Here is a 13461-nt window from a genome sequence, read left to right on the forward strand (position 1 = left end):
TTCCTCAGCGCGGTATTGCAAGGACTCACACATGCGTAACAACCAGCCTATTACCCAGCGCGAATACGTCTTTGACGATCATGCGACGCTAATGTCCACCACCGATCTCAACAGCAACATCACCTACGCCAACGACGCCTTTATCGCCGTCAGCGGGTTCAGCCCGGAAGAGATCAACGGCCAGCCGCACAATATGGTGCGCCACCCGGATATGCCACCAGAAGCCTTTGCCGATATGTGGTCCACGCTGAAACAGGGGGAACCCTGGACTGCGCTGGTGAAGAACCGCCGCAAAAATGGCGATCACTATTGGGTACGCGCCAACGCGATTCCGGTGGTGCGCGGAGGGAAGGTGCAGGGCTATATGTCGGTGCGCACCAAACCTTCCGCCGCAGAAATTCGTCAGACCGAAACGCTGTACAAAGATTTCCGTGACGGTAAAGCCAAAGGGCGACGTTTTCACAAAGGGCTGATTCTCGGCACCGGTTTACGCCGGATGGGTTCGATACTGAAAACCCTGCCGCTGCGCTGGCGCATCCGTTCTACCCTGGTGACGCTGCTGCCGCTGTCCGTGCTGGGCGTCTGGCTGCTGGGGATGACACCTGTAGCGCTGAGCGGCTTTGCCGCGGGCATGGCGCTGTTGCTGCTGCTGGCGAGCCTGTGGCTGGAGCAGCAGATTTCGCGCCCGATGGAGCGCATGTGCCGTCAGGCGCTGAGCGTGGCGACCGGAGCCAGCCATAAAGTTGAACAGATCGATCGTGTCGATGAAATCGGTGTCACCTTGCGCGCCATCGGCCAGCTTGGGCTGATGTTCCGCTGGCTGGTGGATGATGTCAGCGGTCAGGCGATTAACGTGCTAAGCGCCAGTGACGCCATCGCGCGCAGCAACGATGAACTGAGCCGCCGCACCGAACAGGCTGCCGCCAATGTGCAGCAAACGGCCGCGACCATGAACGAAATGACGGCGACGGTGCAAAGTAACACCGCAACCGCCAGCGAAGTGAACCACCTCTCGGTCAACACCAGCCAGGCGGCGGTGAAGGGCGGCCAGGTGATGCAGGAGATGGTCGGCATGATGGCCGAGATCGCTGACAGTTCGCAGCGTATCGCCAACATTACCAGCGTGATTGACGGCATTGCCTTCCAGACCAATATTCTCGCGCTGAATGCGGCGGTAGAAGCGGCACGCGCGGGTGAGCAGGGCAAAGGGTTTGCCGTGGTCGCCGGCGAGGTGCGCAGCCTGGCGCAGCGCAGCGCCACCGCTGCCAGCGAGATCAAAACCCTGGTGGAAACCAGCGCCAGCCGCGTGCACTCAGGCAGCAGTCACGCCGATGCCGCCGGTCGTACCATGCAGGAGATTGTTGATCAGATACAGAACGTCACCGCCCTGATTGCGCAGATCAGCGCGGCCACCGCCGAGCAAGCGGTCGCGCTGAGTGAAGTAAGCGGCGCGGTGGACGATCTCGACGATATCACCCATCGGAACGCGGCACGCGTGCAGGAAGGCGCGGAAGCGGCCAGCCGTATGACCAACCAGGCCAACCGGCTGGTGGAAGCCATCAGCGTGTTCCGTTAAATCTCGGGGATGATCTCCCGGCGGGCGCGCAGAGCGCCTGGCGGTTGACCGACAATTCGCTTAAACGCCCGGCTGAACGCCGCCAGCGAGCCGTAACCAAGGCGAAACGCCACGCTTTCCATCGCTTCGCCTTCATTGACGATGTGCTGCACTGCCAGCCGCATCCGCAGCTCGGTAAGGTAGCGCAGCGGCGTCATCCCGGTGGCCGACTGGAAACGGGCGGCAAACACCGAACGCGAACTGCCGGATTCCCGTGCCAGCCGCTCAACCGTCCAGTTCTCGCCGGGATCGCGGTGCATCGCCGCCATGGCCAGGCTGAGTCGCGGATCGCGCAGTGCCTGTACCAGCCCGCTGCCTTTGCCACAGCCGTTCTCCACCCAGCCGCGCACAATCTGCGCCGCCACCACATCCGCCAGCCGCGACAAAATCCCGGCGAAACCCGCCTTACGCTGTTGCGTTTCACGCTCCATCGCATCGAGGATCGGCTGAATCTCCGGGTACTGCGCCAGCAGCGTGCTGACCAGCATTACATCCGGCATGGTATGCACCAGCGGCTGCATCCCGCCCAGCTCAAACGCCATGCAGGCACTGAACAGCACCACATCGGCGTTATCCGGGCACTCGCCCTGCGCGCCGTCGATGGCGCAGACGCTGCCGCAAATCGGTTTGCTGTTAAAGGTGCCGATCGGTTCACACGGCACCCCCTCCGCCGAGCTCAGCGTATGCGCCCGGCCATGCGGGAGCAGGATGGCGTCGCCGGCCTCAAGCGGATAGATCGTCCCGGAGGCTGAACGGATCAGCAGCGATCCACGCCCGACAAAGTGCAGCTGCGCGCGCCCCGGTGCCGCGTCGTAGCACAGGCCAAACGGGGCGTTCAGCGCGATTCGCTGATATTTAACGCCGTACAGGCGCATCCCCATCAGCAGTTCGCTGGTCAGATCTTCATAGCGGCTCATGTGATTCCAGACGAATTATCAAAAAACAAAGTTTTTGTATCATAGATCGTCTTGACGTTGCTCACTATGCTCACATCTTAATATTTTGTGATGAGGATCGCAGATGAGCCTGAATAGTGATGTCGTCGAACATAGTCTGCCGGTAGAGAAACCCGCATGGGGCGCGGTCTTTGCCATGGCTTTCGGCGTATTCGGCCTGATTACCGCTGAGTTTCTGCCGGTCAGTCTGCTGACGCCCATTGCCGATGCGTTGCAGGTCAGCGAGGGGCAGGCGGGGCAAACGGTAACGGTGACTGCGCTGGTGGCGCTGGTGACCAGCCTGGTGATTGGCAATCTCACGCGCCGTCTCGATCGTCGCGTCGTGATGATGGCCTTTACTTTGTTGATGATCGCCTCGGCGCTGGTGGTGGCCTTTGCGGTGGATCTCACCATGATCCTGCTGGCGCGTGTGCTGCTGGGTGTGGCGATTGGGGGGTTCTGGACGCTATCGACCGCCATTACCATGCGTCTGGTGCCGAAAGAGCAGGTGCCGCGTGCGTTGTCGATTGTGTTTAGCGGGATTTCGCTGGCAACCATCATCGCAGCACCGCTCGGCAGCTACCTTGGCGGGCTGATTGGCTGGCGCAATATCTTCCTGCTGACCGGTGCGTTAGGCGTGCTGGCGCTGTTCTGGCAGTTCTTTACTCTGCCCGCCATGCCGCCGGAAAACAGAGCGCGCAGCGGTGGGGTGCTGGATCTGCTGCGTAACAGCCTGATGCGCTGGGGTATGCTGGCGGTGATTATGATGTTTACCGGTCATTTTGCCTTCTTTACTTATCTGCGCCCGTTCCTTGAAAGCGTTGCACAGCTCAACGTCAATCAGCTGTCGCTGGTGCTGCTGGCGTTTGGCGTGGCGAACTTCTTCGGCACCTCGCTGGCGGGTTATCTGGTGACGCGCAGCGTGTCGCTGACGCTGAGCAGCATGGCGCTGGTGATGAGTGTGACGGCGCTGGTGCTGGTGAGTTTTGGCGGCGTCTCCTGGCTGGTGGGGGCGGGCGTGGCGCTGTGGGGGCTGGCGTTTGGTTCAATGCCCACCGGCTGGTCAACCTGGATTTCCCGCGCGGTGCCGGATGATGCCGAGTCAGGCGGTGGCCTGCTGGTGGCAACCGTACAGCTGTCGATCACCGCAGGTGCCGCCGCCGGTGGCTGGATGTTTGATTTGCAGGGCGCAGGCGGGGTGTTCCTCTCCAGCGGCGTGCTGATGCTGCTGGCCGCGATAACCATCTTTACCCGCGTGCGGCATCACGGCTAAGCCATAGCGGATTTTGACCCGGTCGGCATAAATGCCGTCATTGATTCCCTGCGGTTTTTAACACGGTCGGCATAAATGCCGACCCTACACCGTTGTAGGGTGCGCATTTATGCGCACCGTCCCAAAGGCCGCACAATGTGGATGACGCATTTATGCGCACCTCGGCTATCGCAGCAATATATTCTGCCTTTTAACCAAAACGTAGATTATTAACACTTTGCGTGAAGGCTAATCATATCGTGCCTTTTATATTCAAAATTTTTGAGCGATAGCCGCAAATCTCTCCGCTTTTTGTTGATCAACTTCCGGCCTATTATTTATCTCAACAAGGCGATGACGCCTTAACCAATCAAACATTGACCGAGGAATTGACCATGAAATCTATCAAAACTTTTGCTGCTGTTGTTGCCCTTTCCGTTCTGCCTTTCGCCAGCTTCGCTCAGAGCATCACTGCAACCGCGTCTACGCTGGACGGTGCTGAAGCGAAAATTGCTGCTCAGGCGCACGAAGCTGGTGCTTCATATAAAGTGACCGAAGCTACCGTTAACAACCGTGTGCATATGACGGCTGAACTGACTAAATAAGTTGGTTAACAATCTGTGCTGACAGGGCGCCTTAGGGCGCCCTGGCCGCGTTTAAGCGGATAAAATCCTGTCACTTTTCTTCGTAAATGATTACTATTCTCACTAATTAATTATCCTTCGTCGGCCTGCCTCGGGCTGCTTTTAACTTTCTGGTTGCAATGTCGGGCTTTCATTCACTGCCTTGAGGCGGTGATTTGCTATGGAGAAGTCATGAAAGCGATAAAAACTACTCAGTGGGCTTTTCGTCCACTCCTGCTGGCGACAGCACTGTTCTCTACCTCTGCAGTAATGGCGGCTGATGCTCAGGAACTGAATCAGCCAATTTCAAAAGGGGCCTATGAACTGGCGTTCAGCAACAGCGACAACGCGCTGTTCCTCGCCACGTCACAAAACGCCACCAATGAAAAAGGCGGTGCCGTCTACCGTCTTGACCCGCAGAATCTGGCGGTTAAGCAGACCATCAACACCGATCTGAAAACCTTTGGCGCCACCATCAACCAGAAAACCAACGTCCTGTACTTCGGCAACACCGTGAATGCGGCGCTGACGGCGGTGGATGCCAGCAGCGGTAAGGTGCTGAATACGCTGGTGCTGGACGCGCGTCAACGCAGCGAAGATGTACGCCCGCTGCAACCGCGTGAACTGGTCGCCGATGCGGCAACCGATCGCGTGTATATCACCGGCCTGGGCCAGCAAAGCGTGGTGTGGGTGGTGGATGGCAAAACGCTGCAATTGATCAGCACCGTGCCGAACACCGGCAAAATGGGTGCGGGTCTGGCGCTTGATTCCGCCGCGCAGAAGCTCTACGTCACGAACGCTGACGGCGAGCTGATTACCATCAACACCCGTCTGAATGCGATTGAAAAACGTCAGAAAATTGATGCCGACAAGGATCATTTCTTCCTGAATATCGCGCTCGACACCCAGGGCCATCGCACCTTCCTCAGCGATGCCAAACAGCCGCAGGTGCTGGTGCTGGATACCCGCACTCAGCAGGTGATCCACCGTATCGATGTCCCGGAGTCGCTGGCGGTGCTGTTTAATGCCGACCGTAACGAACTGTACGTGACGCACCGTAAAGCGGGCGAAATCAGCATCATCGACGCCAGCAGCTACAAAGTGAAACGTACCGTGAAAGCGCCGGGCCTGCCGAACAGTCTGGCACTCTCGGCCGATGGTAAAACCCTGTTTGTCAGCATCAAACAACCGGGGACACGTAAAGAGCCACCGAAAAACCCGGATAGCGTGCTGCGCATCGCGCTGTGATCATCATTATCTGAATTTACAGGGCGGCGAGTGCCGCCCTTTGCATTTCCCGCATCTGCTTCACGTTTCCCCCGCTTTCTACGCTACCTTTTAGGACGACAACACCATAGGAGAGGACGTTATGAGCCAGTTTTTTATGCATGAGAAGAACGATCTGGTTAACGAAGCCATCGAAGGTGTGTTGCTCAGCACGCCGTGGCATAACCTGAGTCGGCTGGATCTGGGCGATGAGATCCGCGTTGTGGTGCGCAATGACTGGGATAAAAGCAAGGTCGCGCTGATCTCCGGCGGCGGCTCCGGTCATGAACCGGCACATGCGGGTTTTGTTGGCAGAGGGATGCTGACTGCGGCGGTGTGTGGCGATATCTTCGCCTCGCCGAGTGTGGATGCGGTGCTGAGCGCCATTATCAATGTCACCGGCGATGCAGGCTGTTTGTTGATTGTGAAGAATTACACCGGCGACCGGCTCAACTTTGGTCTGGCCGCCGAGAAAGCGAAAAATCTCGGCTACAAAGTGGAACTGGTGATGGTGCAGGATGATATCGCCCTGCCGGAAAACCCGCAGCCGCGCGGCATTGCCGGAACCGTTCTGGTGCACAAAATTGCCGGGTACGCCGCGGAACACGGACGCACGCTCGCGGAGGTCAAAGCGCTGGCGCAGCAGGCGATTGATGCCACATCGTCGATCGGCCTGGCGTTTGGCACCTGCCATATTCCTGGGGAAAAGCGCGATGATCGCGTACGCGAAGGGCACAGCGAGCTGGGCATGGGCATCCACGGCGAGCCAGGCGTAGTGACGCTGGATACGCAAAACAGCCGTAAAATCAGCGGCATCATGACGGACAAACTGGCGCAGACGCTGGCGGACGGTAAGCAGGCGCTGCTGCTGATCAATAACCTCGGCGGCTTCTCGCAGCTGGAGCTGGCGCTGCTGGCGCGCGAAGTGTTGCAGTCGCCGCTGGCGGCGCGCGTGACGCATCTGATCGGTCCGGCCACGCTGGTCAGCGCGCTGGATATGAAAGGTTTTTCGCTGTCGCTGCTGGCGCTGGAGCCGGTATTTCTTGAGGCGCTGAACGCCCCGGTGCAGGTGCTCGGCTGGGTGCCGATGTATAAATTCGCCCCGGCGAGCCTGCAAACGGCGACGGCGGTTGCCAGTGAACTCGACATTACGCCATCGCAGGACGACGCGGTGGCGCAGGTGGTGTCGCGTATCACGCAAACGCTGATCGGGCTGGAAAGCGAACTGAATGCGCTGGATGCCAAAGTGGGCGACGGCGATACCGGCTCGACCTTTGCCGCCGGTGCCAGAAAGATTCAGCGTGGTTTGCAGGAGGAGCAACTGCCGCTGGCGGAGCTGTCGGTGCTGCTGGCGCTGGTGGGCGAGCAGCTCTCCACGGTGATGGGCGGATCGAGCGGCGTGCTGATGTCGATCCTGTTTACCGCCGCCGGACAGCGGCTGGATGAGGGCAGTGAACTGTCGGAAGCGCTGATGTATGGGCTGGAGCGGATGAAACATTATGGCGGCGCGCAGCCTGGGCATCGCACCTTAGTGGATGCGCTGGAGCCTGCGTTGCAGGCATTGATGGCGGGGCAGTCGCTACAGGCCGCCGCCGCCGCCGCGAAGCAGGGGGCTGACGCCACGGCGCAGATGCAGAGCGCCAAAGCGGGCCGTTCGGCGTATCTGAATCAGCAGAGTCTGGACGGGGTGAAAGATCCGGGGGCTTATGCGGTGGAGCAGGTGTTTGCGGCACTGGCGCGGTCGGCATAGATGCCGGGCGTAGGGAGCGCATTGATGCGCTCCTGCCTGCTGGCGGCGTTCATTAACCAGGTCGGCATCAATGCCGACCCTACGCTGACCCTTATTCCGCGGCTTCGCGCATCATCTCTTCGTGCGGGATATCCTGCAAAATCTGCTCGAAACTGCGCAGACGTTTGTAGATCGACATCAACTCCACCAGCGTTGACCACGAGGTAATCAGGTACTGGAACGACGAACGGACCTGGTCAAACACGTTGGTGATCTGGTTGAGCAAGCCGAGCGTAATGGTGCCCGCCACAATCGACGGGAACAGCAAAAACAGCCCGAACACGTTATCGACCTGCAAATAAAGAATGCGGGTGATGTTGAAGTACAGATAGTGGAAATAGAGGCGGAAATAGTTAAAACGCACGCGGCCAAACAGCTCGGTCACCGTCGGCGGTGAGGCGCGTTCGGCATCATCTTCCCCGTACACCAGCTCTTTACGATACGCGGCTTCCACCCGCTGATTGCGGAACTCCAGCCCCGGGAGTTTAATCCCCACCAGCGCCAGCAAACCGGTGCCGAAGATTGACCACAGCACCGCCGCGATCACCAGCGCGTAAGGGATATTGCCCAGCAGCGGGATATCTTTCACATGGTGCGACAGGCTAATCAGCACCGGCAGAAAAGCAATCAACGTCATAATGGCCTGAATAAAACTCACGCCCCAGTCTTCCAGCGTGCTGGCGAAACGCATGGTGTCTTCCTGCACACGCTGCGCGGCACCTTCCACATGGCGCAGACGCTGCCAGTTATGCATGTAGTAGTTATTCATCGCGGTGCGCCAGCGGAAGACCCAGTGGCTGATAAAGAAGGAGTTCATCACCCCAATCACCACCGCAATTAACGCGATACCTAAAAAGGCGAGAACCTGCTGATAAAATTCGGTGATCTGCACCGATCCCGCTTTAGTTAATGCTTTCTGGATTAAGTCGTAGAACGGACCGTACCAGGCATTCACCGCCACGCCCACCTGCACGCCAAACCAGGTAACAAAGATAATCAGCGCTGAACCAAGCACTGACCAGCGCTGCCAGGGATGGTTATCGACAATGCGCCAGGCGATAGCAAACAGTCCTGCCGCCAGCCAGTAATAGGCGTAGAACCACAGCTGACTGGCAGCGATAAAGCGTAATGCGTTATCCGGTAGCGGTTTGTTCATCGCCGCAGCGAGAGAAGGCCACATCGAAGGTAAATCGCTGGCGAAGCCGAACCAGGCAAATATAACGACCAGACTCCAGATCGCAGCCGAGCTGAAAAACAGCGCTGGCCGGGGAAAATAAGACTTAAACATAGGCTCTCCGCTGTTATGAACACCCTTTATACCGTTTCGGGCGCTTGATTGTCTCTAAGCTGTTGTATCAGACAATGACAATGCTGCGCGGGTTGTGTAAAGCACCCACGCGAAATGTTAATTATTTTGTGCGAATTTGTATCCTTCCGCTAAATTTTTAGCAGTAGCGGTGTTACAATCGTCTCAATGTTACCGGTAACGGTAGCGCTGTATCCTTAAGCCCGCACATAAAAATCATTACAACGCAATTAGTTAACCTTTCATGCCGCATTATATGCGGTACTGAGGCAATGTCATGTCAGAACAAAAAAATGGTCATACACGCAGGGATTTTCTGCTGAGAACCATCACCCTGGCGCCGGCTATGGCGGTCGGTTCAACGGCGATGGGCGCGCTGGTCGCGCCGATGGCTGCCGGGGCAGCAGAGCAAAACGGTGCGCCGCAAAAGGCTCGCGACTATCAGCCGACCTGGTTCACGGCCGAGGAGTTTGCGTTTATTACCGCCGCGGTGGCCCGTCTGATCCCCAACGATGAACGTGGTCCTGGCGCGCTGGAAGCCGGTGTGCCGGAGTTTATCGATCGCCAGATGAATACCCCCTACGCCACCGGCAACAACTGGTACATGCAGGGACCGTTCAACCCCGATCTGCCAAAAGAGCTGGGCTATCAGCTGCCGCTGGTGCCACAGCAGATCTACCGCCTTGGCCTGGCCGATGCCGATAGCTGGAGCAAAAAGCAGCACGGCAACGTGTTCGCGGCCCTGAGCGGCGAACAGCAGGATGCGCTGCTGGGCGAATTTGAAAGCGGCAAAGCCACATTCAGCCAGCTTCCGGCCAACGTCTTCTTTTCTTACCTGCTGCAAAACACCCGCGAAGGCTACTTCAGCGATCCGATCCACGGCGGCAACCAGGGCATGGTTGGCTGGAAGCTGATTGGCTTCCCAGGCGCACGCGCTGACTATATGGATTGGGTGGAGCGCGGCGAACGTTATCCGTTCCCGTCGGTGGATATTCGCGGGGAGAGGGCGTAACCGTGGCAAATGAAATGAAGAAAGTGGACGCGGTGATCGTTGGTTTCGGCTGGGCCGGAGCGATCATGGCGAAAGAGCTGACCGAAGCCGGACTGAATGTGGTGGCTCTGGAGCGCGGTCCGCATCGCGATACCTACCCGGATGGCGCTTACCCGCAATCCATCGATGAACTGACCTATAACGTCCGTAAAAAGCTGTTCCAGGATCTGTCGAAAAGCACCGTCACCATCCGTCATGATGCGTCGCAAACTGCGGTGCCTTATCGTCAGCTGGCGGCGTTTCTGCCGGGCACCGGTACCGGCGGTGCAGGCCTGCACTGGTCTGGCGTGCATTTCCGCGTTGACCCGCAGGAGCTGCGTCTGCGCAGCCGCTATGAGGAGCGTTACGGCAAAAACTTCATCCCGGAAGGGATGACGATTCAGGATTTCGGCGTCACCTACGACGAGCTGGAACCCTTCTTCGATAAAGCTGAGAAAGTGTTCGGCACCTCCGGCAGCGCCTGGACCATCAACGGCAAGCTGGTGGGCAAAGATAAAGGCGGCAACCCGTACGCGGGCGATCGCTCCAGCGACTTCCCGCTGGCACCGCAGAAACGTACTTACTCGGCGCAGCTGTTCGCGCAGGCGTCAGACGCGGTGGGGTATCACCCGTACGATATGCCGTCGGCCAACACCTCTGGCCCGTACACCAACACCTACGGCGCACAGATGGGGCCGTGCAACTTCTGCGGTTATTGCAGCGGTTATGCCTGCTACATGTACTCGAAAGCCTCGCCGAACGTGAACATCCTGCCTGCGCTGCGTCAGGAGCCGAAGTTTGAGCTGCGCAACAACTCCTACGTGCTGCGCGTCAATCTGACGGATGACAAAAAGCGCGCCACCGGCGTGACCTATGTCGATGGCCAGGGACGTGAGCAGGTGCAACCGGCAGATCTGGTGATCCTGTCGGCGTTCCAGTTCCACAACGTGCATCTGATGTTGCTGTCCGGTATCGGTCAGCCCTATAACCCGATCAGCAACGAAGGGACGGTGGGGCGTAACTTTGCTTACCAGAACCTGTCGACGCTGAAAGCGCTATTCGACAAAAACACCACCACCAACCCGTTTATCGGTGCCGGTGGCGCAGGCGTGGCGGTGGACGATTTCAACGCCGACAACTTCGACCACGGCCCGCTCGGTTTCGTCGGCGGCTCGCCGTTCTGGGTGAACCAGGCAGGCACCAAGCCGGTATCCGGTTTGCCAACGCCGAAAGGCACCCCGAACTGGGGCAGCCAGTGGAAAGCGGCGGTAGCGGATACTTACAACCATCATATCTCGATGGATGCCCACGGCGCGCACCAGTCGTATCGCGCCAACTACCTCGATCTCGATCCTAACTACAAAGATGCCTACGGCCAGCCACTGCTGCGTATGACCTTTGACTGGCAGGACAACGACATCAGGATGGCGCAGTTTATGGTCGGCAAGATGCACAAGATCGCCGCAGCCATGAACCCGAAAATGATCATCGGCGGGGCGAAAGCGCCGGGCACCCACTTTGACACCACCGTTTACCAGACCACGCACATCAGCGGCGGCGCGATTATGGGTGAAGATCCCAAAACCAGCGCCGTGAACCGTTATTTGCAGAGCTGGGATGTACCGAATGTCTTCGTACCGGGCGCGTCCGCGTTTCCGCAGGGACTGGGCTATAACCCGACCGGCATGGTTGCGGCGCTGACGTACTGGTCGGCTAAAGCCATTCGCGAACAGTATCTGAAAAACCCTGGTCCCCTGGTGCAGGCATAAGGAAAACGGCGATGATGAAGAGCATTCTGGCCCTGGTTCTGGGCACGATGACGTTCGCCGCGCTGGCGGACGATCAGGCAAATGACGCCCTGGTAAAGCGGGGCGAGTACCTGGCGCGCGCCGGTGACTGCGTGGCCTGCCACAGCGTAAAAGGCGGTCAGCCTTTTGCCGGTGGTCTGCCGATGGCGACACCGATTGGCACTATCTACTCCACCAATATCACCCCGGATAAAACCACCGGCATTGGCGACTACAGCTACGACGATTTCCAGAAAGCGGTGCGTCATGGTGTGGCGAAGAACGGCGACACGCTCTACCCGGCGATGCCGTATCCCTCCTACGCGGTGGTGAGCGACGACGACATGAAAGCGCTGTATGCCTACTTTATGCATGGCGTGGCGCCGGTGGCGCAGGCCAATAAAGACAGCGACATTCCGTGGCCGCTGTCGATGCGCTGGCCGCTGGCGATCTGGCGCGGTATGTTTGCGCCGGACGTGCAGGCATTCCAGCCTGCCAGCAATGAAGATGCCCAGCTGGCGCGCGGTCGTTATCTGGTGGAAGGCCTCGGCCACTGTGGTGCCTGCCACACGCCGCGCAGCATCACCATGCAGGAGAAAGCGCTGAGCAACGACGATGCGCATGATTACCTCTCCGGCAGCAGCGCGCCGATTGATGGCTGGACAGCCAGCAACCTGCGCGGTGACAACCGTGACGGCCTGGGCCGCTGGAGCGAGGACGATCTGCGTCAGTTCCTGCGTTATGGCCGCAACGATCATACCGCTGCGTTTGGCGGTATGACCGATGTGGTGGAGCACAGCCTGCAACACCTGAGTGATGACGATATTGCGGCGATTGCCCATTACCTGAAATCACTGGGGGCGAAGGACGCCAGCCAGACGGTGTTTACCCAGGATGACAGCGTCGCGCAGGCGTTGTGGAAAGGGGATGACAGCCAGCCGGGAGCATCGGTGTATGTCGACAGCTGTGCTGCCTGCCATAAAACCGACGGTAGCGGTTATCAGCGCTTCTTCCCGGCGCTGCGCGGCAATCCGGTGGTGCTGGCGGATGACCCGACCTCGCTGATCCATATCGTGCTGACTGGCGGAACGCTGCCGGGCGTGCAGGGTGCGCCGACGCCCATCACCATGCCCGCGTTCGGCTGGCGCCTGAATGACCAGCAGGTGGCGGATGTGGTGAACTTTATTCGCGGTAGCTGGGGCAATGGTGAGAAGGCAACGGTGACGGCGAAAGATGTCGCGTCCTTACGTAAGGATGAAACCGTGCAGCAACATCAGGGCAGCGCGGATATTCGGGTGCTGGAAAAGCAGTAATCGGTGCGGTTATTGACCCGGTCGGGATGAATCCCGACCCTACGGTGTAGGGTGCGCATTTATGCGCACCTGGTCGGTTTACGGTACCGGAAAAGCGGTGCGGTTATTGACCCGGTCGGGATGAATCCCGACCCTGCGTTGTAGGGTGCGCATTTATGCGCACCTGGTCGGTTTACGGTATCGGAAAAGCGGTGCGGTTATTGACCCGGTCGGGATGAATCCCGACCCTACGGTGTAGGGTGCGCATTTATGCGCACCTGGTCGGTTTACGGTATCGGAAAAACGGTACGGTTATTGACCAGGTCGGGATAAATCCCGACCCTGCGTTGTAGGGGGCGCATTTATGCGCACCTGGTCGGTTTACGGTATCGGAAAAACGGTGCGGTTATTGACCCGGTCGGGATGAATCCCGACCCTGCGTTGTAGGGTGCGCATTTATGCGCACCTGGTCGGTTTACGGTATCGGAAAAACGGTGCGGTTATTGACCCGGTCGGGATGAATCCCGACCCTGCGTTGTAGGGTGCACATTTATGCGCACCTGTTC

Annotated in this window: 10 protein-coding genes; 8 read left to right on the plus strand and 2 right to left on the minus strand. The window is 58.7% G+C overall.

The annotated features are described in order from the left end of the window. Positions 1-31: 31 nt before the first annotated feature. Positions 32-1576, plus strand: coding sequence for a methyl-accepting chemotaxis protein (locus AC6I8V_RS01805; RefSeq protein ID WP_497844238.1), 1545 nt, complete (start codon positions 32-34; stop codon positions 1574-1576). On the opposite strand, the gene AC6I8V_RS01810 is transcribed toward AC6I8V_RS01805, so the two are convergent. Beyond that, positions 1573-2532, minus strand: coding sequence for a cupin domain-containing protein (locus AC6I8V_RS01810; protein ID WP_497844239.1), 960 nt, complete (start codon positions 2530-2532; stop codon positions 1573-1575). The genes AC6I8V_RS01805 and AC6I8V_RS01810 overlap by 4 nt on opposite strands. Positions 2533-2635: 103 nt before the next feature. Between AC6I8V_RS01810 and AC6I8V_RS01815 the strand changes: the two genes are divergently transcribed. From AC6I8V_RS01815 to AC6I8V_RS01830, 4 genes are all read left to right on the plus strand, one after another. Next, on the plus strand, positions 2636-3823 hold the full coding sequence (locus AC6I8V_RS01815) for an MFS transporter (RefSeq protein ID WP_497844240.1): 1188 nt from the start codon (positions 2636-2638) through the stop codon (positions 3821-3823). 374 nt (positions 3824-4197) lie between these two features. Continuing rightward, complete coding sequence (locus AC6I8V_RS01820) at positions 4198-4407, plus strand: YdgH/BhsA/McbA family protein (protein WP_497844241.1); 210 nt, start codon at positions 4198-4200, stop codon at positions 4405-4407. A 210-nt stretch (positions 4408-4617) separates the two neighbouring features. Next, entirely contained in the window at positions 4618-5673 is a 1056-nt protein-coding gene (yncE, locus tag AC6I8V_RS01825) for a 7-bladed beta-propeller protein YncE (protein ID WP_497844242.1), read from the plus strand. 121 nt (positions 5674-5794) lie between these two features. Next, positions 5795-7441 carry a dihydroxyacetone kinase subunit DhaK gene (locus tag AC6I8V_RS01830; protein WP_497844243.1) on the plus strand — a complete coding sequence of 549 codons (1647 nt, stop codon included), beginning with the start codon at positions 5795-5797 and terminating at the stop codon, positions 7439-7441. Between the two features lie 91 nt (positions 7442-7532). Here the strand turns inward: AC6I8V_RS01830 and sbmA are convergent, their stop codons facing one another. After that, positions 7533-8768: a peptide antibiotic transporter SbmA gene (sbmA, locus tag AC6I8V_RS01835; RefSeq protein WP_497844244.1), complete on the minus strand. Its 1236-nt coding sequence runs from the start codon at positions 8766-8768 to the stop codon at positions 7533-7535. Positions 8769-9063: 295 nt separating this feature from the next. Here sbmA and AC6I8V_RS01840 point away from each other — a divergent pair, with 295 nt between their 5' ends. Genes AC6I8V_RS01840 through AC6I8V_RS01850 form a run of 3 tightly spaced genes read left to right on the plus strand, consistent with a single transcriptional unit; the run spans position 9064 to position 12916 of the window. Next, entirely contained in the window at positions 9064-9798 is a 735-nt protein-coding gene (locus AC6I8V_RS01840; RefSeq protein ID WP_497844245.1) for a gluconate 2-dehydrogenase subunit 3 family protein, read from the plus strand. 2 nt (positions 9799-9800) lie between these two features. After that, positions 9801-11585 carry a GMC family oxidoreductase gene (locus tag AC6I8V_RS01845; RefSeq protein WP_497844246.1) on the plus strand — a complete coding sequence of 595 codons (1785 nt, stop codon included), beginning with the start codon at positions 9801-9803 and terminating at the stop codon, positions 11583-11585. Between the two features lie 11 nt (positions 11586-11596). Further along, positions 11597-12916, plus strand: coding sequence for a c-type cytochrome (locus AC6I8V_RS01850; protein WP_497844247.1), 1320 nt, complete (start codon positions 11597-11599; stop codon positions 12914-12916). Positions 12917-13461: the final 545 nt, after the last annotated feature.

This window comes from Pantoea sp. X-Soil-TKNS-1207 (genome assembly GCF_059730485.1).